Origin of the sequence: Streptomyces sp. NPDC024017 (genome assembly GCF_040638895.1) — a bacterium.
GTDB lineage: Bacteria > Actinomycetota > Actinomycetes > Streptomycetales > Streptomycetaceae > Streptomyces.
The window spans coordinates 267578-288714 of sequence record NZ_JBEZYZ010000010.1; the positions used below are offsets into that span (position 1 = coordinate 267578).

Genomic DNA, 21137 nt, shown 5'->3' on the forward strand with positions numbered 1-21137 from the left:
CTGCGGAGGAACAGGCGGGGAGATGGGGTTCAGGGGGTGGCGTAGCGCTCTGTGGTTGTCCGGATCCGGTTCGTGGGACCGGGCGGGGTGGGACGCGGCGTGTCGCGCGTCCCACCCGGAACCCTACTGCGGTGTCATGCGCTGCACCATGTCCGGGTGCTGCTGGAGCCACTCGGCCACGGCCTCTTCCTCATGCCCCTGGCCGCGGTCCTTGATCTCACTCTCCAGGCTGCCGAGCTCGCCCTCGCTCATCTTGAAGTTCTTGATCCACTTCGTGAGCTGCGGGTACTGCTCGGGGAACTTCTCGTGGGAGATGGTGCGGATCGTGTTGCCCTCGCCGAAGGCCTTCTTGGGGTCCTTCAGCTTGGTCAGCTCGTAGTCGCTGTAGGCCCAGTGCGGCGACCAGAGGGTGACGGCGATCGGCTCCTTCTTGGCGTACGCGCGCTTCAGCTCGGCCAGCATCGCGGGCGTGGAGCCGTCGACGACCTCGTACTCCTCGTCCAGGCCGTAGCCGGGCAGGACCTTGTTCTTCAGCAGATCCATCTCGCCGGTGCCCGGCTCGATGCCGATGATCTTCCCCTTGAAGGTGCCGGACTTGCCCTTGAGGTCCTCCAAGGAGTCGACGCCCTTCACATAGGACGGTACGGCGATCTCCAGGGAGGTCGGTTCGTACCAGGTGCCGAGGTCCTTGAGCCGGTCCTTGTTCTTGTCCCAGTAGTTCTTCTGGGCGTAGGGCAGCCAGGCGTCGAAGTTGAGGTCCAGATCGCCCGAGGCCAGACCCGTGTAGACCGGGCCGACGTCCATCTGCTTCAGGTTCAGCTCGTAACCGCGCCGCTCCAGGACGTTCTTCCACAGGTAGGTGACGGCGATGTCCTCGTCCCAGGGGAACCAGGCGACGTCCAGGGGCTGCTTGGCCTCGGCGGGCGTGCTGCCGCCGGAGTTCTGCACCGGGGCGAGCTTGTCCACGACGCCGGGGTTCTGCTTCAGCCAGGCGCGGACGGCGTCCTGCTGGTTGCCCTTGCCCGCCTTGTTGATCTCGGCCTCGAGGCTGGTGAGCTGCTTCTCGGTCATCGTGAAGTTCTTCAGCCACTTCGCGACCGTCGGGTCGTCGTCGGCGAAGCCCTTGCGGGACAGGGTGTGCACGCCGTCGCCCTCGCCCCAGGCGCCCTTCGGGTCCTTGAGCTTCTTGAGGTCGTAGTCGTTGTACGCCCAGTGCGGCGACCAGAGGGTGGTGACGATCGGCTTCTTCTGGGCGTAGGCGCGCTTCAGCTCGGCCAGCATCGCGGGCGTGGAGCTGTCGACGACCTCGTACTCCTTGTCGAGGCCGTACTCCTTGAGGACCTTGCTCTTCAGCAGGGCCATCTCGCCGGCGCTGGACTCGATGCCGGTGATCTTGCCGTCGAACTCGGAGGCCTTGCCCTTGAGGTCCTCCAGGGAGTCGATGCCCTTCATGTAGGAGGGCACGGTGAGCTCCAGGGACGTCTTGTCGTACCAGGCGCCGAGGTCGTCGAGCTGCTTGCCGTACCTCTTCCAGTACTGGGCGTGGGTCGTGGGCAGCCAGGCGTCCGTCTGGAAGTCGATGTCGCCCTGGGCGAGGGAGGTGTACAGCGGGCCGGCGTCGAACTGCTTGGCCTCGACCTCGTAGCCGCGCTGCTCCAGGATCTCCTTCCACAGGAAGGTGGAGGCGACGCCCTCGTCCCAGGGGATGTAGCCGATGCTGATCTTCTTGCCCTGGCCGACGTTCTTGCCGTCCGCCACGGCCTCGGTGCCGGTGTTGCCACCGAAGACGCCCATGCCGCCCGCGGTGAGCGCGAGGACGACGACGCCGATCACGGCGACCGCCGGACGCGGCCGGTACGACCAGATCTTCAGCCCCTGGGCGGCGCGCAGCTTGGCGGCGGCACGGCGGCCGAGCGGGGAGACCTGGGTGCCCAGGGCGCTGGTCATGCGGTCCAGGTAGATCGCGAGGATCACGATCGCCACACCGGCCTCGGAGCCGAGGCCCACGTTGAGCTGGCCGATGGCCTCGTTGACGTCGCCGCCGAGGCCGCCGGTGCCGACCATGCCGGCGATCGCGGCCATGGACAGGCCGAGCATGATGACCTGGTTGACGCCGGCCATCACGGTGGGCAGGGCGAGCGGCAGCTGGACGCGCAGCAGGGTGTTGCGCGGCGAGGTGCCGAACGCCTCGGCCGCCTCGACCAGTTCCTTGTCGACCTGCCGGATGCCCAGCTCGGTCATCCGCACGCCCGGGGCGAGCGCGAAGATCAGGGTGGCGACGATGCCCGCCGGGGCGCCGGTGCCGAAGAAGAGGATCGCCGGGATGAGGTAGATCATCGCGGGCAGCGTCTGCATGAAGTCCAGGACGGGCCGGACCAGACCGCTGACGCGGTCCGAGCGGGCCGCCCAGATGCCCACGGGTATGGAGATCACCAGCGCGATGACGGTCGCCACGAGGACGAGCGCCAGGGTGATCATCGCGTTCTCCCACAGTTCGAGGGAGTCGATGAACGCGAACCCGGCGAAGGTGAGGACACCGGCGAGGGTGCCGCGCAGCCAGAAGGCGATCACGGCGAAGATGCCGGCCAGGAGCAGCGGTTCGGGGGCCTGGAGGACGGCGTTGATGCCGTCGTAGAGGCCGAGGAAGACGGTCTTGCAGAAGTCGAACAGCCACGCCATGTGGGTGGTGAGCCAGTCGACCGCGTCGTTGACCCAGCTGCCGAGCTGAATCCTAGGCACGGGCGGTCACCTTCTCTCCGCCCTTGTCCCGCGGGGAGTCGCAGGGCTTTGGGGTGGCGTCCTGCTCGTCGCCGAGGAAGCCGACCAGGCGCTGCCTGGGCACGACGCCGACCTGCTTGTTGTCCTTGTCCACGACCGAGACCGGGTGGGAGAGCCGGGCGCTGATCGCGCACAGCTCCGTGAAGGGGGTGTCGGTCGTGGCGGTCTCGCAGTGGCAGCCGGGGTCGTCACCGGTGACCGAGGCGTCCATGATCTCGCCCGCGGTCAGGACGCGGGAACGGTCGACGTCCTGGGTGAAGGAGGCGACGTAGTCGTTCTCCGGCCGCAGCAGGATGTCCTGGGCGGTGCCGATCTGGACGATGCGGCCGTCGCGCATGACGGCGATGCGGTCGCCCAGGCGCATGGCCTCGTTCAGGTCGTGGGTGATGAAGACGATGGTCTTCTTGAGCTTCTGCTGGAGTTCCAGCAGCTGGTCCTGCATGTCGCGGCGGATCAGCGGGTCCAGGGCGCTGAAGGACTCGTCCATCAGCAGCAGGTCGGCGTCGGTGGCGAGCGCGCGGGCCAGGCCGACGCGCTGCTGCATGCCGCCGGACAGCTCGTCGGGCCAGGACTTCTCCCAGCCGGCCAGGCCGCACAGGGCGAGCGCCTCGTCGGCGCGGCGTGCGCGCTCGGCGCGGGGCACGCCCTGCACTTCCAGACCGTAGGCGGCGTTCTCGCGCACGCTGCGGTGCGGGAAGAGCGCGAAGTGCTGGAACACCATGCTGATCTTCTTGGAGCGGACCTCGCGCAGTTCACGGCCGCCGAGCGTGGTCAGGTCCTGGCCGTCGAAGCGCACGTGCCCGGCGGTGGGTTCGAGCAGGCCGTTCAGCATGCGCAGCAGGGTGGACTTGCCGGAGCCGGACAGGCCCATGACGACGAAGATCTGGCCGGGCTCCACGGTGAAGGACGCGTCGATCACGGCAGCGGTCGTGCCCTCGGCCCGCAGTTCCTCGCGGTCGGCGCCGTCGCGCAGCCGCTCGACGGCCCGGTCCGGTCTCCTGCCGAACACCTTGTACAGACTCTCTGCCTCAAGCGTCGCTGACACGTGCACCTCTATTTCGACGGCAACAGAACAGAGCGAGGACAGGGCGCAAACAGTTGAAATGCGCAACCAGCCTCGCTGCGGGGCGGCGCCTCCCCCCGATCCCCGGGAGCAAACTCGAAAGTGAGGCGCTTCACACCAACCGTGCGCAGCGCAACGCGTTGCGCTGCGGCGAGTGACTGTCGGCGAGGTACGGCATGATGCGTGGCGTGACCGGACGACTGATGCTCCTCGACACCGCTTCCCTGTATTTCCGCGCCTACTTCGGCGTCCCGGACTCGGTCAGGGCCCCGGACGGCACGCCGGTGAACGCCGTGCGCGGACTGCTCGACTTCATCGACCGCCTGGTCAAGGACCACCGGCCGGACCTTCTGGTGGCCTGCATGGACGCCGACTGGCGGCCGCAGTGGCGGGTGGACCTGATCCCGTCCTACAAGGCGCACCGCGTCGCCGAGGAGCACGCGGTGGGCCCGGACGAGGAGGAGGTGCCCGACACGCTGTCGCCGCAGGTCCCGGTCATCGAGGCGGTGCTGGACGCGGTGGGCATCGCGCGCGTGGGCGTCGCCGGGTACGAGGCGGACGACGTGATCGGCACGTTCACCGCACAGGCGAAGGGCCCGGTCGACATCGTCACGGGCGACCGCGACCTGTACCAGCTCGTGGACGACGCGCGCGGGGTGCGCGTGCTGTATCCGCTGAAGGGTGTGGGCACGCTGCAGCACACCGATGAGGCGGTGCTGCATGAGAAGTATGGGGTCGACGGCAAGGGGTACGCGGATCTGGCCCTGCTGCGCGGCGACCCCAGCGACGGCCTGCCGGGTGTGCCGGGCATCGGAGAGAAAACGGCCGCCAAGCTGCTGGCCGAGTTCGGGGACCTGGCCGGGATCATGGCGGCGATCGAGGACCGGGGGTCGAAGCTGACGCCGACCCAGCGCAGGCGGCTGGACGAGTCGCGTCCCTATCTCGCGGTCGCACCGACGGTGGTCCGGGTCGCGGACGACGTGCCCCTGCCGGACGTTTCCACCGCGCTGCCGCGGGCGCCGCGCGACCCGGCGGCACTGGAGACGCTGGCGGCCCGCTGGGGACTGGGCGGGTCGCTGGAGCGCCTGCTGGCGACGCTCGCGAGGTGATCTCTCACCTAAAGAGGTGTGAAGTGGGGGCGAGGTGCTAACTTAGGTAACCCTAACTATGCGAGACAGGGAGGTCCTCATGGCAGAGCGACCGGGACGCCAGCCGCGCAGGCTCCACTCCGCGCAGGTCGTGCGCACCGAGCGGCTGACCCCGCACATGCAGCGTGTGGTGCTCGGCGGCGAGGGCCTCGCCGATTTCGCGGCGGGCGCGTGCACCGACCACTATGTGAAGCTGCTGTTCCCGCCCGTTGGCGTCACCTATCCGGAACCGTTCGACCTGCAGCGCGTCCGTGACGAGCTGCCGCGCGAACAGTGGCCGGTGACCCGGACCTACACGGTCCGCCAGTGGGACGCCGAGCACCTCGAACTGACGCTGGACTTCGTCATCCACGGTGACGAGGGCCTGGCCGGCCCGTGGGCCATGCGCGTCCGCCCGGGCGAGACCGTGCGCTTCATGGGACCCGGCGGGGCGTACGCGCCGGACCCGGGCGCCGACTGGCATCTGCTCGTCGGTGACGAGAGCGCGTTGCCCGCGATCGCCTGTGCCCTGGAGGCGCTGCCGCGCGGGGCCAGGGCGTACGCCTTCGTGGAGATCTCCGGCCCCGAGGAGGAGCAGAAGATCGACTCGGACGTGGAGGTCGTCTGGCTGCACCGCGGTGCCCGGCCGCGCGGTGAGGCGCTGGTCGAGGCCGTGCGGAACCTGGAGTTCCCCGAGGGCCGCGTGCACGCCTTCGTCCACGGCGAAGCGCACTTCGTCAAGCAGCTGCGCCATCTGCTCCGCGTGGAGCGCCACGTCCCGCGCGAGGACCTCTCGATCTCCGGCTACTGGCGCCGCGGCCACAACGAGGACGGCTGGCAGGCCTCCAAGCGCGAGTGGAACGCCCGGATCGAGGCGGAGCAGGAAGCCGTGTCCGCGGCCTGAGGGCGGTCTGCTCACCTCGGCGGAGCGGTGTGCGGGCCCGGCTCAGTCCCCGTGTACCCGCGCGTGCAGATGCATGTCGTGCCATCCGTCGGGCTGCGGGATCGCGCTGCGCTTGGTGCCCTCCAGCTCGAAGCCGGTCCTGGTGGCGACGCGGCACGAGGCCTCGTTGCGCACCGCGTGCAGGAGTTCCAGGCGGTGGAAGCCCGTCTCGTCGAAGGCCCAGCGGGTGAGCGCGGTCGTGGCGCGGACGGCGACACCCCGCCCCCGGGCTGCCGGAGCGGTCCAGTACGCCACCTCCGCCGTGCCGTCGTCGAGCCGTATCTCGCGCAACGCCACCCGGCCCAGCAGCACGCCGGACTCCGCGTCGGCCACGGCCCAGTGCGCCTCCCGCTCCTCCTCCCACGCCTGACGCCACGCGCGGATCCAGTCCCCGACCTCCTCCACGGAGTCGGCGGCCCGGGCGTGCCACTGGTGCATCAATGGGTCCTGGAAGACCTCGTACACCGCGGGCGCGTCCCCGGCCCGCCAGGGGCGCAGCACGAGTCCGCCGTCGGCGGGGAGAGTCGGTTGCGGGCGGTCTGCGAGGGCCCCGGCGATCAGGACCGGGCTGATGAGGAACGGCATGCCCGCATCCTGGCAAGGGCCGGCCGGGCGGTCCCAGTGGTTTTCCTCCCCCGCACACCGGCCTCGTACGCTGGGCCGCGATGAGACGCAAGACCGCCACCCCGCCCTCTCCCCTGCCGCAGCGCCACGGCGTGGACCCGGTGCGGGTGCGGCTGCCCGCCGCGGGAACGTGGGGCACGGTGCGCGAGCACCTGGTGGAGCGCCTCTCCGGCGCGGGCGCCGGAGTCGTCGACGGCATGTTCGACGCGGGCCGGATCGTCGGGGCGGACGGACGGCCCGTCGCGGCGGACGCCCCCTTCGTGCCCGGGATGTTCGTGTGGTTCCACCGGGACCTGCCCGACGAGGTGCCGGTGCCCTTCCCGGTGGAGGTCGTGCACCGGGACGAGCACATCGTCGTCGCCGACAAGCCGCACTTCCTCGCCACCACCCCGCGCGGCAGCCATGTCGCCGAGACCGCGCTGGCCCGGCTCCGCCGCGAGCTGGACCTCCCGGCGCTCACCGCCGCCCACCGGCTGGACCGGCTCACCGCGGGACTCGTGCTGTTCACCGTGCGCCCCGAGGAGCGCGGCGCGTACCAGACGCTGTTCCGCGACCGCCGGGTCCGCAAGGAGTACGAGGCCGTCGCACCGTACGACCCCGCCCTCGCCCTGCCCCGGACGGTCCGCAGCCGGATCGTGAAGGAGCGCGGGGTGCTCACCGCCCGGGAGGTGCCGGGCGAGCCCAACGCCGTGAGCCGTGTCGAGCTCGTCGAGCACCGCGACCGCCCCGGCCGGCTCGCCCGGTACCGGCTCTCGCCCGCCACCGGGCAGACGCACCAGCTGCGCGTCCACATGTCCGCGCTGGGCGTGCCGATCCTCGGCGACCCGCTCTACCCGGAGGTGACCGCCGCCGTGCCGGCCGGTGACTTCCGCCGCCCGCTCCAACTGCAGGCGCGGTGCCTGGAGTTCACCGACCCGGTCACGGGCGAGGAGCACCGGTTCCGCAGCGGCCGGGTGCTCGCGGCCTGGGCGTCGTACGACCGGTGGGCCGCCGGGACGTACGACCGCCCGCCGGACGGTCAGTAGCCGCGCCACCAGCTCAGGAACCGCTGCCAGACGCCCTTGCGGCGGGGCGGTTCCGCGACGGCCGGCTGCGGCTGCACCGAGACCGGCTGCGGCTGCACCTGAGCGGGTTGGGGCTGCGCGGCGACCGGCTGGGGCTGCGCCGCGGCCGGTGCCGCTTGCGGCTGCGCGATGCCGATCTGCCAGTCCGAGCGCTGCGCGGCGACCGGCTTGTGGTGCGGCACCTCCTGCACGTCCTGCGGCGGCTTGGGCGCGAACTGCACCGGCAGTTCCACCAGGTGCCGGGAGGCGATGGACGCCGTCCAGCGCAACTCCTCCTCGTCGCAGTCGAGTTCGACGTCCGGCAACCGCATCAGCAGCGCGTCGACGCCCACGTCGGCGATGGAGCGGCCGATGTCCTGCCCGGGGCACTCGTGCGGGCCGCCGCCGAAGGCGAGGTGGGAGCGGTTGCCCTGCATGCTGGCCTTCAGGTCCGGCCGCACCCGCGGGTCGACGTTGGCCGGGAGCGGCGCGAAGAGCAGCCCGTCGCCCCGGCGGATGCGCTGCCCGCCCAGCTCGGTCTCCTGCTTGGCGAAGTAGGCGAAGACCGTGCTGAACGGCGGCTCGTTCCACAGCGACTGCTCCACCGCCTCCGGCACCGTCATCTGGCCGCCGTTGAGCTGGGCCCGGAAGCGCGGGTCGATCAGCACCGTGAGCAGCACGTTCGACAGCAGGTTGGTGGTGGCCTCGTAGGCGGCGAAGAGGACCAGGCGCAGGTGCTCCCTGACCTCGTCGTCGCTCAGCCGGGCCGGGTGCGTGATCAGGTAGCTGGCGAGGTCCTCCTCCGGCTGGGCGCGGCGGATGGCCGTGAGCCGGCCCAGGGCCTCCATGACGTAGGAGTGGCTGGCGATCGCGGTCTCGGTGCCCTTGAGCGCGTCGCGGGCGGCCTCGACGAGCCGGTCGTCGTACTCGTCGGGCATGCCGAGGATCTCGCACATCACCGCCATCGGCAGATGCTCGGTGAACTGGCTGACGAGGTCCGCCTCGCCCGCCTCGCAGAACCGGTTGACGATCACCTGCGTGCTGCGGTTGATGTAGCGGCGCAGGCTGCGGAAGTCGATGGTGGAGATGGCACCCATGACCGCGCCGCGCAGCCGCTTGTGCTCGTCGCCCTCGGCGTGCGAGGCGATGGGCTGCCAGGCGATGTGCGGCATCAGCGGGTGGTCGGGCTTGACGAGGCCCTCCCTGAGCGGGGTCCAGATACGGCTGTCCCGGCAGTACTGCGAGGGCGAGCGCACCATGTGCAGGTTCTCGGCGTGGCCGAGGACGATCCACATCGGCACGTCGTCGTGGAGCAGCACGGGCGCCACGGGACCGTGCTGGTCCCGCAGTTGCTCGTACAGCGCTCCCAGGTCCTCCGCCTCGTGCAGCCGGTGCAGCCCCCCGGGCCCGAGGCCGTGCGCGGGGCAGCCGGGGGGCGGGCCGGGCCGGAGGTCGTCCGTACTGGTCGGGGCGTGGGATTCAGGCGTCACAGGAATCGCTCCGAAACTGAGGTGGTTCCAGGTGTATGGGGGGAGGTGTGGGGCGGGCGGTGCGGATCAGGTGAGTGAGCCGGTCATGGCGAGGGAGTGCAGGAAGCGCATGAGGGTCATCAGGACGTCGCGGCTGGAGGCCCGCCGCCGCGCGTCGCACTCGATGATCGGGATGTCCGGCGTGAGGTCGAGGGCCGTGCGCAGCTCCTCGACGGCGTAACGAGGGGCGTCGGGGAAGGAGTTGATGGCCACCACGAACGGCACGCCGCGCTCCTCCAGGCGCCCCATGACGTCGAAGCTGACCTCCAGCCGCCGGGTGTCGACCAGCACCACCGCGCCGAGCGCGCCCTCGAACAGGCCGTTCCACAGGAACCAGAAGCGCTGCTGGCCGGGCGTGCCGAAGAGGTAGAGCACGAGCTGGTCGGTGATGCTGATCCGGCCGAAGTCCATGGCGACGGTGGTGGCCGTCTTGGACGCGGAGCCGAAGTTGTCGTCGACACCGATGCCGGCCTGCGTCATGGTCTCCTCGGTGGTCAGCGGTGTGATCTCGCTGACCGACCCGACCATGGTCGTCTTGCCGACGCCGAAGCCACCCACGATCACGATCTTGGCCGCGGCCTGTGCCGTGTGGGGCAGCTGGTCCTCGGCCCGGGGGCCCGGGATGGTGTCAGAGCCGTTGAAGTCCATTCATCACCGCTTCGAGGAGGGAACGGTCGGAGCGCGCCTTGCGGACGATCGGGGCGCGCGCCTGCACCAGTTGCGCCGTCAGCAACTCGGTGAGCAGCACGCCCATCGCGCTGAACGGCAGGTGGAGGTAGGCCGACAGCTCGGCCACGGACAGGGGGGCGGCGCAGAGTCGGAGCAGCGCCGCCTGCTCGGGAGAGGCGGAGGGCGGCGGGTCCGTGGCACGCGCCACGATTAACGTCACCAGGTCGAGCTCGGCGCGTTCACCGTCCGGGCCGGCCACCACGTACATCCGCTCCGGGTTGCCGGGCTTGCCCTCACCCTCCTTGGGCGTGGGCGGTTCCGAAGCGAGGTCGCGCCTCTGGCGTTGGGGAGGGGTCATACGATCTGCCCGTTCCGCCGGGGCGGACTGGTGAGATGACCGCCGATCCGGACGACCAGGTCGCGCATCATCGCGCTCATCCGGCCGGGTTCGCACCGCACGTCGGAGAGCACCGCGAGGAAGGCGTTGGCTCCGGCCTTCATCAGATAGAAGTAACCGCGGTCGATCTCGATCATGACGAGCTTCATCTCGCCGTCGCCGACGGTGAGTTCCTGGCAGATGCTGCCCGCGAGGGACTGCAGGCCGGCGCAGGCCGCGGCGACCCGGTCGGCCGCGTCGGGCTCCCCGCCGTAGCGGGCGATGCGCAGACCGTCGGCCGAGAGCACCACGATCATCTCGATGCCCGGCACGCCGTCGGCGAGCTGCTTGAGCATCCAGTCGAAGTTGCCCCGTTGCTGGATCACTTGAGGTCCCCCTCGTCGTCGGCCTCGATGGGGGCCGGGTCGTTGATCAGGTGCAGGTACTTGGTCGGGTTCTGAATGAAGTCGGTCGGGTGCGTGCCCGGTTCGATGCCCTGCTTGAGCCCCTCCCAGAAGGCCTCGAGACCCTTGCCGGGTGCGTCGGGGGCGTTCATGTCGAGCAGGGGCGCCGGCTCGGGCTCCGCGGTCGCCCAGGGGTTGTACTCGCCCCGCTCGGCGGCCTCCCGGTCGGCCTTCTCGTTGGCGGCCTGCTGGGCGAGGCGCTCGGCGAGCGGCATCTTCACCCTGCTGCGGCGCTGCGGCAGGCCGTTCGCGGTCCACTCGGTGACCTCGGGGACGTCGTCGTCCTCCAGGGAGACCGTGGCGGGGATCTTCGGGCTGGTGGGGCGTCGCCTCTTGGGCGCGCGCTTCGGGCCCTCGGGGATGCCGACCGTCATGGGGATGCCGGTGGCGCCGATGCCGTGGGCGAGTCCGACACCGGGCTCGTGGGTGATCATCTCGCTCGGCACGATGAGGATGGCCCGGACGCCGCCGTACGCGGAGGCGCGCAGCGAGACCTGCATGTTGTACGCCGTGCAGAGGCGGCCCACCACGGCCAGTCCCAGGCGCGGGTGCTCGCCGATGTCCTGCAGGTCGACTCCGGCCTTGGCGGCCTCCAGCATGCCCTCGATCCGGGCGCGTGCCTCCTCGTTGAGGTTGACACCGCCGTCCTCGATCTCGATGCAGACGCCGGTCTGCACCTCGGTGGCGGTGACGTGCACCTTGGTCTGGGGCGGCGAGTAGCGCGTGGCGTTGTCGAGGAGCTCGGCGGCGGCGTGGATGACCGGTTCGACGTAGATGCCCTTGACGCTGACCTTGGCGATGGAGGACAGCTGGATGCGCCGGTACTCCAGGATGCGGGACATGGCGCCGCGCAGGGTGCTGTACAGGGACACCGGCTCGGGCCACTGCCGTCCGGGGCGGCCGCCGCCGAGGACGGAGACGGAGTCGGCCAGGCGGCCGATCAGGGCGTTGCCGTGGTCGATGCGCAGCAGGTCGTCGAAGACCTCCGGGTTGCGGCCGTGGTCCTCCTCCATCTCCCGGAGTTCCTCGGCCTGCTGGTGGATGATCGCCTGGACGCGCCGGGCGACACTGACGAAGGAGCGCGCGGCGGCGTCGCGCATGGTCACTTCGCGGTCGACGATCTTGAGGACCGTCAGCAGCGTCTCGGCCTGCGGGGCGGGGAGGTTGCGGAACGCGGGGTCGACGAGGCCGAGCTTGCGGATCACCTCCCGGGGGGATTCTCCGGTGCGCAGCAGATCGAGTGCGGCGGGGACGATCTCCCTCGAAAAGCCGACCAGTTCGTTCTCGTGGGCGGCGATCCGCTGTTCCAGATGCGCACTGTGCTGGGCGTGCTCGGCACGCTGGTTGCGCAGCGCGCGGCCGCGGCGCACCGCCTCGGCCGCCGTCGCGAGGACCAGTGCCGTGGCGATGCCGCCGCACCAGCCGACGGCGCCCCGGGCCGGCTCCGTCACCAGGGCGACGGCGGCTCCGGTCGCCGCGGCCATGACTATGGCCGGCAGCAAGAGCACGCGCGCGTAGGGAAGTTCACGGCGACCTGGAGGGGATTGAACACTCACCATGTGGGCCTTCTGACAGGAGTCGACTGAGGTTCGGGGGGACTTGCAGGGGGGTATGTCATGAAACTGTCGGGATCTTCCGCACATTGGGGAACAAGCGCACGAATTCATCTCAAGCCGGTGCGCTGCGGGCGAGCTTAGTCCGACCGGATCATCGCCGTGTCATATTCAGCAACTGCCGGAAACCGGACGCGAAGGGATAGTACGCTCAGTCGTTTACACGCTGCGACACCGTTCGAATACTGTACGTAGCGTCGTACGGGCATACGAAAGCCCATTCACCGTGACGAGTGAATGGGCTTCAGTACAACGCTGTTCCGGGGGGTGCCTCACCCCACCGACGAGTAGGCGACCACTCCTCGCAGCAACAGGTCGACGGCCTTGCGCGCGTTCTTCACCACGGAAGACCCCTGCGGCGCGGCCGCGGCGATCTGCCCCAGCACGTCGATGACCTGCTTGCACCACCGCACGAAGTCCCCCGCCGGCATCTCCGCCTCGCGCAGCACCTCGTCGAGCCCCTTCCCGGAGGCCCACTCGTACGCGGCCCAGGCGAAGCCGAGATCGGGCTCGCGCTGCCCGACGCCCTCGGTCTGGGTGATCCGGAACTCCTCCTCCAGCGCGTCCAGCCGCCCCCAGATCCGCACCATCTCGCCCAGTGCGGCCTTGGCCTTCCCGGACGGCACCTTCGGGGCCATCGCGTCGTCCGCGACCCGCGACTCGAACACCAACGCCGAGACGCACCCGGCCAGTTCGGCCGGGCCGAGGCCCTCCCAGACGCCCTCGCGCAGACACTCGCTGGCGAGCAGGTCCAGCTCGCCGTAGAGCCGCGCGAGCCGCTTGCCGTGCTCGGTGACCTCGTCGGCGCGCAGGTAGTCCAGCTCGGTCAGCAGCGCCACGATGCGGTCGAACGTCCGGGCGATCGTGTTCGTACGGCCCTCGATCCGCCGCTCCAGCTGCGAGGTGTCGCGCAGCAGCCGGTGGTACCGCTCGGCCCAACGGGCGTGGTCCTCACGGTCGTTGCAGCCGTGGCAGGGGTGCGCGCGGAGCGCGGTTCGCAGCCGGGCGATCTCACGGTCGTCGGCCGCCTGGGAGCGCCGCTTGCGGTGCCGCTCGGCCGGGATGTGCCCGGCCTTGGTGCGCAGCGCCGACGCGAGATCCCGACGGGACTGCGGGGAGCGGGGGTTGAAGGACTTCGGGATCCGCATCCGCTCCAGCGGCTCGACCGGTACCGGGAAGTCCATGGACGCCAGCCGCTTCACCTGCCGCTCGGCGGTCAGCACCAGCGGGCGCGGCCCGTCGTGGTGCTCGAAGCCGCGGTGGCCGTTCGAACGGCCCGCCGGCAGGCCCGGGTCCAGGACCAGCGCCAGGCCCGCGTACTTGCCGGTGGGCACGTGGATGACGTCACCGGGCTTGAGCTTCTCCAGCGCGACGGCGGCCTCCGCGCGCCGCTCTGCCGCGCCCTGCCGGGCGATCTCGTTCTCCCGGTCCTTCAGTTCGCGGCGCAGTCGCGCGTACTCCTCGAAGTCGCCGAGGTGGCAGGTCATGGAGGCCTTGTAGCCCTCCAGCCCTTCCTCGTTGCGCTGCACCTGCCGCGAGATGCCGACGACCGACTTGTCCGCCTGGAACTGCGCGAAAGACGTCTCCAGCAGCTCGCGCGAGCGGTGCCGCCCGAACTGCTCGACCAGGTTGACCGCCATGTTGTACGACGGCTTGAAGCTGGAGCGCAGCGGGTACGTGCGCGTGCCGGCCAGGCCCGCGAGGTGCTCGGGGCTCATACCGCGCTGCCAGAGCACCACGGCGTGGCCCTCGACGTCGATGCCGCGCCGCCCGGCACGGCCCGTCAGCTGGGTGAACTCGCCCGGGGTGATGTCCGCGTGCTGCTCGCCGTTCCACTTGACGAGCTTCTCCAGCACCACCGAGCGGGCGGGCATGTTGATGCCGAGGGCGAGGGTCTCGGTCGCGAACACGGCCTTGACCAGGCCGCGCACGAACAGTTCCTCGACGACCTCCTTGAAGGTCGGGAGCATGCCCGCGTGGTGGGCGGCGATGCCGCGCTCCAGGCCCTCGAGCCACTCGTAGTAGCCGAGGACGTGCAGATCCTCCCGCGGGATGGACGCCGTGCGCTCCTGGACCAGGGTGCGGACCCGCTCGCGCGCCTCCTCGTCGTTGAGCCTGAGACCGGCGTACAGGCACTGCTGGACGGCGGCCTCGCAGGCGGCGCGGCTGAAGATGAAGGTGATGGCGGGCAGCAGCCCCTCGGCGTCGAGCCGCTCGATGACCTCGGGCCGGCTCGGCGTCCACACCCGGGACCGCTGCCTGCGGTCGCGCTCGCGGTCGGCCTCGCGCATCCGACCGCGCCGGCGGTCCTGGTACGACGGCCGGCTCGCCTCCATGCGCGCCATGCGCGTGAGGTCGGGGTTGACGGCCTTCTTGTGGCCCTCGCCCTCCTCGAACAGGTCGTACATCCGCCGCCCCGCCAGCACGTGCTGGAACAGCGGCACGGGCCGGTGCTCGGAGACGATCACCTCGGTGTCGCCGCGGACCGTGTCCAGCCAGTCGCCGAACTCCTCGGCGTTCGACACCGTCGCCGAGAGCGAGACGAGCGTGACCGACTCGGGAAGGTGAATGATCACTTCTTCCCACACGGCGCCCCGGAACCGGTCGGAGAGGTAGTGCACCTCGTCCATGACCACGTAGCCGAGGCCCAGCAGGGTCTGCGACCCGGCGTACAGCATGTTCCGCAGCACCTCGGTGGTCATCACGACCACCGGGGCGTCGGAGTTGACGCTGTTGTCGCCGGTGAGCAGGCCCACCTTGTCCGTGCCGTAACGGCGGCACAGATCGGCGTACTTCTGGTTCGACAGCGCCTTGATGGGGGTCGTGTAGAAGCACTTCTTGCCCTGCTGGAGAGCGAGGTGGACGGCGAACTCGCCGACGATCGTCTTGCCCGAACCGGTGGGTGCGGCGACCAGGACACCCTTGCCCGCCTCGAGCGCCTGGCAGGCCTCGATCTGGAAGGGGTCGAGGCCGAAGTCGTACATCTCGCGGAAGGGGGCGAGCGCGGTGGCCTGCTCGACAGCACGCTTGCGGGCTGCCGCGTACCGCTCGGCCGGTGAGAGGTCCTCTGTCATCGTGCTTTCGAGCGTACCGGGCCGCACTGACAACAGGACGATCATTATCCGGATCCGTTGCTGTGAAACCTGGGATCGGCGCAGCTCAGGGGCCGACGACCCGCACTCCCCCGCGTACGCAGCGCACGCTCAGCGGCAACGGGCCGAACGGCTCCCCGTCGGCGTAGCCGGTGATGCCCTCGGCGGCGATCTCGACCCGGGCCGCCCGCAGCACGGTCACCTTCGGATGGTCGACGTGCGTCCCCCGGTACACCCTCGGGAACACCCGCAGCAGTGTCGTCCGGCTGCAGTCCCCGACCACCGTGACGTCGAACAGCCCGTCGGTCAGGTCGGCGCCGGGGCAGATCCGCATGCCGCCGCCGTACGAGGAGCCGTTGCCGACGGCCACCAGGGTCGCCTCGACCTCCCGGACCTCGCCGTCGTCGAGCCGGATCCGGTACGGGACGGGCCGGAACTCGGCGAGTTCGGCGATCATCGCGAGGTCGTACTTGAGGCGGCCGGTGGGCCACCGCATGCGGTTGCCGCGGTCGTTGACGCGGGAGTCGAAGCCGGAGGCGAGGACGGTGCCGAACCAGCGGTCGCCGACCTGCCCGAGGTCGATGTCGCGGAGCCGGCCGCATTTGAGGGCGTCGGCGATCATGCGGCCCGCGGCGGCGGGCTCCCGCACGGGCAGGCCGAGGGCGCGGGCGAAGTCGTTGCCGGTGCCGACGGCGACCAGGCCCAGCGGGGTGGGCGTGCCCGCGACCGCCCGCAGCGCGAGGCCCGCCATCCCGTCACCGCCGACGGCTATCAGCGCTCCGGTACCGCCCTCGACGGCCGCACGCGCGCGTACGAGGGCGTCCGCGGCGTCCTCCCCGAGGACCGTCCGCACCGAGAAGCCTGCCGCCCGCAACGCGGAAGCGGCCGGCTGCGCCGCGCGGGCGCCCCGGCCGCGGCCCGCGGTGGGGTTGACGAAGAGGGTGATCTCGCTGGTCACGCGACCGACCCTACGAGGTGCCTGCCGATCTTCAGGTCACGTCGTCATAACCGTTGACCCGGTCCGAGCGATCCGAACTCGCCTGCTCGGGCAGCGCCGCGCGGCTGGTGGTCACGGGCTCGATCGCGCCGATGTCGTCGGGGGTGAGATCCAGCTCGGAGGCCTCGTCGTCGGCGGGGCCCAGGGCCTCGCGACGGCTGCGCCGGCGGTCGTTGAGCAGGGAGAAGGCGACGGCGGCGAAGTACAGGACCCAGATCGGCCCGGCGAGCATCAGCATGGTCAGCGGGTCGGTGCTGGGCGTGGCGATGGCCGCGAAGACCGTGATGCCCATGATCATGCCGCGCCACCAGCCGAGCATCCGCTTGCCGGTGATCGCCCCGGTGAGATTGAGCATGACCAGCAGCAGGGGCAGCTCGAACGAGAGGCCGAAGACGATCACCATCCGCATGACCAGGTCGAGCAGGTCGTCCAGCGGGAGGAGGTTGGACGTGCCCCCCGGCGTGAACTCCAGGAGCACCCTCGCCGTGGTGGGAAGCACCGTGTAGGCGAAGTACGCGCCGGTGATGAACAGCGGGGCGCCCGTGCCGACGAAGGCGTAGGCGTACTTCCGCTCGTGCCGGTGCAGGCCCGGCGCGACGAAGGCCCACAGCTGGTAGAGCCAGACCGGCGAGGCCAGCACGACGCCGGCCATCAGCGACACCTTCAGCGCCAGCGTGAAGGGGGTGATCAGACCGTTGATGGTGATCTGCGCACACGGCTTCGAGGACTGCGACCTGGCCAGTTCCTGGAAGGTCTTGTCACAGCCGACCGAGTCGAGGATCGGCTTGGTGATCAAGTTGATGATGTCGTTGTAGAAGAAGGCGGCGACGACCGTGACGATGACGATCGCCAGCATCGCCTTGGCGAGCCGGTTGCGGAGCTCGCGAAGGTGCTCCGCGAGGGGCATCCGCCCCTCGGGATCCTTCTCCTGCTTGCGGGCAGACTTCAGCAACCCACGTTCCCATCTCGTGCGGCGGGCCGGAGGTCACCGGCCCTGCGTCAGCGCTTGGTCGTGTCCGTGGGCTCGTTGACCGGGCGCGAGCTGGTCACGTCACCGGGCGCTGCCTGGATGGTGCGCTGCGAGGGCTCGTCGTTGTTGGGCGGGCCGGCCGGGGTCGTGGACGACTTGTTCTCGTCCTTCATCGCCTTGGCCTCGCTCTTGAGGATGCGGGCGGACTTGCCGAGCGACCGAGCCATGTCCGGAAGCTTCTTCGCGCCGAACAGCAGGATGATGACGACGAGGATGAGAATGATCTCGGGGGCTCCGAGCCTTCCGAACATAAGTCTTTACCTTCTCACCGAGGCGGCTGTGGTGGGGTGCTGTCCGACCGGTCGGACACATGTCCGAACGATCGTGCTGGCAGCGATCGTAACGCTCGGGGGTAAACGTGAGGCAATCCCTCTGCATCCCCCGTGCGTACTCCCGTCCGCGACCAGTGCCTCGTTAACCGGGTCGCGACCAGCAGCGTACCTGTCCGAACCACCGACGTGACAGGGCGAACTGTCCCAAAGCGCGACTCACAGCCGCCCGCAGGACCGCTCACAGAGCGTCGACTGAACGGGCCGCGCTCTCCGCCGCCCGCTCCAGATCCTCGGCGGCCCGGTTGATACGACGCGCCGAGTCCGTGACCTGCCTGCCCAGGCGCTGTGCCGCCACGAAGACCCGCACGGCGAGCACCCCGAGTACGACGAGACTCACGAACCCCACAGCAACCGCGAACATCGGCCAGAACATGACGTCGAGCCTAGACCGTCCCGAGCGGGCGAACGCCCCGACCCACTAGTGCCGGGGCACTAGACGGTGGAGTGCAGCCGCAGGGTCCGCACACCGCCGTCGGTGAGCAGCTCCACGATCCGCTCCCCCGCGGGCTTGCGGACGGACGCGCCGCACGCCGGGCAGGTGAAGGAGTAGAAGGTGGTGCGGCTCGTGGCGCCGATGGCCAGGCGCAGGGCGCCCGCGGCGAGTTCGAAGCGCTCCCGGCAGTCGGGGCAGCCCGCCCTGAACACGACCGGGGTCACGCTTCTCATCCCGGCGAACGCGGACTCCACCGTCATGCCCCCGACACCACCGGACGTCGCCGACTCGTTCAAGCCCTCGCTCCTCTTTCTGGGGTCGCTCGCCTCCGGGCCGCCGCGGCCGGTGTCGTGGTCCGGCCGCGCCCGGCCGTGGACCCCGGGGGAGCGACGGTGGCTCACTCGGGTCCGTCGCCCGGCCCGTCCGGAACCGCGTGCACCGCGTGCGGCGCGCGCACGTCGGCCTCCACGACGGGAGCCGTCCGTCCCGCCTCGATCCCGTCGTACGCCGCCAGTGCCTCGCGGGCCGCCTGCCGGGCACTGTCGGCGAGCTCCGGCGGCGAGACGATCCGGCCGTCCCGCCCGAGCCGCAGTGCCAGGCGCCGGAGCGACGCCGGGTCGGGGGTCCGCAGAGTGATACGCAGCCCGCCCTCCGGGAGCTCATCCGCACTGTCGTGCGGGTAGTACTCCGCGACCCAGCGGCCGCCGGGGCCGACCTCGACCACGACCTCCGGGTCCTCGGCCGCGGGCTGCACCAGCGCCTCCGAGAGGTCCCGCAGCTCGATCTCGGGCGGCGCCGACGGCTCGTCCAGGATCTTGATCTCGGCGACCCGGTCGAGCCGGAAGGTGCGGCGCGCCTCGGAGCGACGGCACCAGGCCTCGACATAGGTGTGCCCGACGCTGACCAGGCGGATGGGGTCGATCTCCCGCTCGGTGACCTCGTCGCGCGCGGGCGAGTAGTAGCGGATCCACAGCCGGCGGCGCTCGGCGATCGCGCGGTCGACGTCCGCGAAGACACCGCCCTCGGACTCGAAGGTCACCGACAGGCGCGAGCTGGCGCCCGCCGCCTCGCCGGCCGCGGTCTCCACCTTGGCCGTCGCCCGCAGCAACGCCTGCCGGTCGCTCTCGCGCAGTCCGGGCAGCGTGGACACCGCCCGGGCGGCGACGAGCAGCGCGGTGGCCTCGTCGGCGGCGAGCCGGAGCGGCTCGGCGGCTTCCGCCGCGAGGGCGGCCGGGTTGTGCCACCAGATGCGCTCGCCGTCGGTGTCGATGTCGAGCAGGTCGCCGCCGCGGAAGCTGGTGCCGCACATGGGCAGCACGTCGAGGTCGGAGACCAGCTCGTCCTCGCTGATGCCGAAGGCGCGCGCGACGTCCTCGACCCGGGCTCCGGGGCGCTCCTTCAGATACGTCACCAGCGAGAGCATCCGCCGGGTCTGGTCGATGGCGTTCACGGGCCTGACCGGTTTGCCTGCCACTGTTCTTCCGCTCCCCCTCAGCCCTTGGCCACGGCCCGCAGCCGGTCCACCACGTCGGCCCGCAGCTCGGCGGGCTCCAGGACGACCACGTCCGGCCCGAACTCCACCAGCCAGGCGTCCAGCCCGTGGCCGTACGGAATCTCCAACTCGTCCCAGCCGTCGCCGAGTTCCCGAACCGAGGTGGCCTTCGCCCGAAGGGGGTAGCCCGCGCCCGTGCGCAGCCGGATCCGCGCCGAACGGTCGGCGATCTCCCCGGCCCAGCTCGCGACGGTCTCCCGGACGGTGACGACGTCCGGCACGTCAGCGGTGTACCGGCCGCTGCGCGAGCGGACCTTGCCGGTGATCCGGGACAGCCGGAAGACCCGCTCGGCGCCCCGGTCGCGGTCCCAGCCCGCCAGGTACCAGTGGCCCCGCCAGCACTCCAGCGCCCACGGCTCCACGTGCCGCTGCTCGGGGCGGGCGGCCGTGGCCTTGCGGTAGTCGAAGGCGACGGGCCTGCGGTCCCGGCACGCCAGCATCAGCGGCTCGAACGCGGCCTCGTGCACGGGGATGCGCGGCTCCAGCGCGCCGTGCGACCCGTAGGGGTCGACGTCCTCGGGGAGTCCGGCGGCGCGCAGCTTCTGCAGGGCGCCGCTGGCCGCTCCGGCGAGCCGGGCCTGCTGCCACACCTTGGCGGCGAGCCCCAGGGCGGCGGCCTCCTCGGCGTCCAGGGTGATGGGCGGGAGGCGGTTGCTGTCGCGGCGGGCCAGGTAGCCGACCTCGCCGTCGAGGTTCTCGACGGTCTCGATGACCAGCCCGAGCTCGCGCAGGTCGTCCTTGTCGCGCTCGAACATGCGGTTGAAGGAATCATCGGAGCCGGTCGCGCCGTTGCCCGGCCCGAAGGCCTCGACGTAGGCCTCGATGGAGTCGCGCAGCTCACGCTTGCTGAGCGGCCGCCGCGTCCCGAGCAGACACAGCGCCAGGTTCATCAGCCGCTCTGCCTTGGCAATGGCCATCGACGCGCTTCGCCTCCCTATGGTGCTTACGAGCGATGACCGTACCGCCACACGGTGGCACGGCAAAAGCCGAGGGCCCATGCCCGAACAGGCATGGGCCCCGCATGATCGAGTCTGTCGGAGCTTGCTCAGACTCCGAGCAGGTCGACCACGAAGATCAGCGTCTCGCCGGGCTTGATCGCCGGGGTCGGGCTCTGGTTGCCGTAGGCGAGGTGCGCGGGGATGGTCAGCTGGCGGCGGCCGCCGACCTTCATGCCCTGTACGCCCTGGTCCCAGCCCTTGATGACCCGGCCGCCGCCCAGCGGGAAGCGGAAGGGGGTGCCACGGTTCCAGCTGGCGTCGAACTCCTCGCCCGTGCTGAAGGAGACACCCACGTAGTGCACGGTGACGGTCTGGCCGGCCTGCGCGACCGGGCCGTCGCCCTCCCAGATGTCCTTGATCTCGAGGTCCGCCGGGGGCTCGCCGCCCGGGAAGTCGATCTCGGGCTTGTCGATGCTCACTTCATCTCTCCTTGTTACGTGACCTGCGTCGGGAACAGTCTCACAGACCGGCCGG

General features: G+C 70.7%; 20 protein-coding genes. 3 read left to right on the forward strand and 17 right to left on the reverse strand.

All coding sequences use genetic code 11. From position 1 onward, the window contains the following. Positions 1-123: 123 nt before the first annotated feature. Positions 124-2739, reverse strand: coding sequence for an ABC transporter permease/substrate binding protein (locus tag AB0G20_RS27335; RefSeq protein WP_361306778.1), 2616 nt, complete (start codon positions 2737-2739; stop codon positions 124-126). Next, positions 2732-3823 (reverse strand): glycine betaine/L-proline ABC transporter ATP-binding protein, encoded by a 1092-nt coding sequence (locus AB0G20_RS27340; RefSeq protein ID WP_361306779.1) that lies wholly within the window; start codon positions 3821-3823, stop codon positions 2732-2734. Before AB0G20_RS27340 ends, AB0G20_RS27335 begins: the two co-directional genes overlap by 8 nt. Before the next feature lie 197 nt (positions 3824-4020). Between AB0G20_RS27340 and AB0G20_RS27345 the strand changes: the two genes are divergently transcribed. Both AB0G20_RS27345 and AB0G20_RS27350 read left to right on the forward strand, forming a co-directional pair. Beyond that, positions 4021-4950: a 5'-3' exonuclease gene (locus tag AB0G20_RS27345; protein WP_361306886.1), complete on the forward strand. Its 930-nt coding sequence runs from the start codon at positions 4021-4023 to the stop codon at positions 4948-4950. A 79-nt stretch (positions 4951-5029) separates the two neighbouring features. Then, positions 5030-5872: a siderophore-interacting protein gene (locus AB0G20_RS27350; RefSeq protein WP_361306780.1), complete on the forward strand. Its 843-nt coding sequence runs from the start codon at positions 5030-5032 to the stop codon at positions 5870-5872. A gap of 42 nt (positions 5873-5914) precedes the next feature. On the opposite strand, the gene AB0G20_RS27355 is transcribed toward AB0G20_RS27350, so the two are convergent. After that, a complete protein-coding gene (locus AB0G20_RS27355) occupies positions 5915-6496 on the reverse strand; it encodes a GNAT family N-acetyltransferase (protein WP_361306781.1) in 582 nt (193 codons plus the stop codon). Between the two features lie 80 nt (positions 6497-6576). Here AB0G20_RS27355 and AB0G20_RS27360 point away from each other — a divergent pair, with 80 nt between their 5' ends. Beyond that, on the forward strand, positions 6577-7560 hold the full coding sequence (locus tag AB0G20_RS27360; RefSeq protein ID WP_361306782.1) for an RluA family pseudouridine synthase: 984 nt from the start codon (positions 6577-6579) through the stop codon (positions 7558-7560). Here AB0G20_RS27360 and AB0G20_RS27365 read toward each other — a convergent pair. The 14 genes from AB0G20_RS27365 to AB0G20_RS27430 form a co-directional block, all read right to left on the reverse strand. Further along, positions 7554-9068, reverse strand: a complete 1515-nt coding sequence (locus tag AB0G20_RS27365) for a cytochrome P450 (protein ID WP_361306783.1) — start codon at positions 9066-9068, stop codon at positions 7554-7556. The two genes, AB0G20_RS27360 and AB0G20_RS27365, sit on opposite strands and share 7 nt — an antisense overlap. A 66-nt stretch (positions 9069-9134) precedes the next feature. Continuing rightward, positions 9135-9755, reverse strand: a complete 621-nt coding sequence (locus AB0G20_RS27370) for an ATP/GTP-binding protein (protein WP_361306784.1) — start codon at positions 9753-9755, stop codon at positions 9135-9137. After that, on the reverse strand, positions 9736-10134 hold the full coding sequence (locus tag AB0G20_RS27375; protein ID WP_361306785.1) for a DUF742 domain-containing protein: 399 nt from the start codon (positions 10132-10134) through the stop codon (positions 9736-9738). The genes AB0G20_RS27370 and AB0G20_RS27375 overlap by 20 nt, the downstream gene beginning before the upstream one ends. Continuing rightward, the gene (locus tag AB0G20_RS27380; protein WP_248507409.1) at positions 10131-10538 is read right to left on the reverse strand and encodes a roadblock/LC7 domain-containing protein; all 408 of its coding nucleotides are present in this window, start codon (positions 10536-10538) and stop codon (positions 10131-10133) included. The genes AB0G20_RS27375 and AB0G20_RS27380 overlap by 4 nt, the downstream gene beginning before the upstream one ends. Continuing rightward, positions 10535-12175, reverse strand: a complete 1641-nt coding sequence (locus AB0G20_RS27385) for an ATP-binding protein (RefSeq protein WP_361306786.1) — start codon at positions 12173-12175, stop codon at positions 10535-10537. Before AB0G20_RS27385 ends, AB0G20_RS27380 begins: the two co-directional genes overlap by 4 nt. 326 nt (positions 12176-12501) lie before the next feature. Continuing rightward, positions 12502-15348 carry a DEAD/DEAH box helicase gene (locus AB0G20_RS27390; RefSeq protein ID WP_361306787.1) on the reverse strand — a complete coding sequence of 949 codons (2847 nt, stop codon included), beginning with the start codon at positions 15346-15348 and terminating at the stop codon, positions 12502-12504. 40 nt (positions 15349-15388) lie between these two features. Continuing rightward, a complete protein-coding gene (locus tag AB0G20_RS27395; RefSeq protein WP_361306789.1) occupies positions 15389-16279 on the reverse strand; it encodes a diacylglycerol kinase in 891 nt (296 codons plus the stop codon). A 31-nt stretch (positions 16280-16310) separates the two neighbouring features. Beyond that, complete coding sequence (gene tatC, locus AB0G20_RS27400) at positions 16311-17270, reverse strand: twin-arginine translocase subunit TatC (RefSeq protein ID WP_361306791.1); 960 nt, start codon at positions 17268-17270, stop codon at positions 16311-16313. A gap of 47 nt (positions 17271-17317) precedes the next feature. After that, entirely contained in the window at positions 17318-17599 is a 282-nt protein-coding gene (tatA, locus tag AB0G20_RS27405) for a Sec-independent protein translocase subunit TatA (protein ID WP_033311911.1), read from the reverse strand. 259 nt (positions 17600-17858) lie between these two features. Further along, entirely contained in the window at positions 17859-18053 is a 195-nt protein-coding gene (locus AB0G20_RS27410; RefSeq protein WP_248507418.1) for a hypothetical protein, read from the reverse strand. A gap of 59 nt (positions 18054-18112) precedes the next feature. Further along, entirely contained in the window at positions 18113-18409 is a 297-nt protein-coding gene (locus tag AB0G20_RS27415) for a hypothetical protein (RefSeq protein ID WP_361306793.1), read from the reverse strand. 101 nt (positions 18410-18510) lie between these two features. Then, positions 18511-19587 (reverse strand): WYL domain-containing protein, encoded by a 1077-nt coding sequence (locus AB0G20_RS27420; protein WP_361306795.1) that lies wholly within the window; start codon positions 19585-19587, stop codon positions 18511-18513. Positions 19588-19604: 17 nt separating this feature from the next. Further along, a complete protein-coding gene (locus AB0G20_RS27425) occupies positions 19605-20582 on the reverse strand; it encodes a WYL domain-containing protein (protein WP_361306797.1) in 978 nt (325 codons plus the stop codon). A 128-nt stretch (positions 20583-20710) separates the two neighbouring features. Next, on the reverse strand, positions 20711-21082 hold the full coding sequence (locus tag AB0G20_RS27430) for an FKBP-type peptidyl-prolyl cis-trans isomerase (RefSeq protein ID WP_030243994.1): 372 nt from the start codon (positions 21080-21082) through the stop codon (positions 20711-20713). Positions 21083-21137: the final 55 nt, after the last annotated feature.

Excerpts from the sequence above, each read along its gene's own strand:
- AB0G20_RS27345 (WP_361306886.1), top strand. The coding sequence starts at position 4,021 with ATGCGTGGCGTGACCGGACGACTGATGCTCCTCGACACCGCTTCCCTG.
- AB0G20_RS27350 (WP_361306780.1), top strand. The coding sequence starts at position 5,030 with ATGGCAGAGCGACCGGGACGCCAGCCGCGCAGGCTCCACTCCGCGCAG.
- AB0G20_RS27355 (WP_361306781.1), bottom strand. The coding sequence starts at position 6,496 with ATGCCGTTCCTCATCAGCCCGGTCCTGATCGCCGGGGCCCTCGCAGAC.
- AB0G20_RS27360 (WP_361306782.1), top strand. The coding sequence starts at position 6,577 with ATGAGACGCAAGACCGCCACCCCGCCCTCTCCCCTGCCGCAGCGCCAC.
- AB0G20_RS27370 (WP_361306784.1), bottom strand. The coding sequence starts at position 9,755 with ATGGACTTCAACGGCTCTGACACCATCCCGGGCCCCCGGGCCGAGGAC.
- AB0G20_RS27375 (WP_361306785.1), bottom strand. The coding sequence starts at position 10,134 with ATGACCCCTCCCCAACGCCAGAGGCGCGACCTCGCTTCGGAACCGCCC.
- AB0G20_RS27385 (WP_361306786.1), bottom strand. The coding sequence starts at position 12,175 with ATGGTGAGTGTTCAATCCCCTCCAGGTCGCCGTGAACTTCCCTACGCG.
- AB0G20_RS27390 (WP_361306787.1), bottom strand. The coding sequence starts at position 15,348 with ATGATCGTCCTGTTGTCAGTGCGGCCCGGTACGCTCGAAAGCACGATG.
- tatA (WP_033311911.1), bottom strand. The coding sequence starts at position 17,599 with ATGTTCGGAAGGCTCGGAGCCCCCGAGATCATTCTCATCCTCGTCGTC.
- AB0G20_RS27410 (WP_248507418.1), bottom strand. The coding sequence starts at position 18,053 with ATGTTCTGGCCGATGTTCGCGGTTGCTGTGGGGTTCGTGAGTCTCGTC.
- AB0G20_RS27425 (WP_361306797.1), bottom strand. The coding sequence starts at position 20,582 with ATGGCCATTGCCAAGGCAGAGCGGCTGATGAACCTGGCGCTGTGTCTG.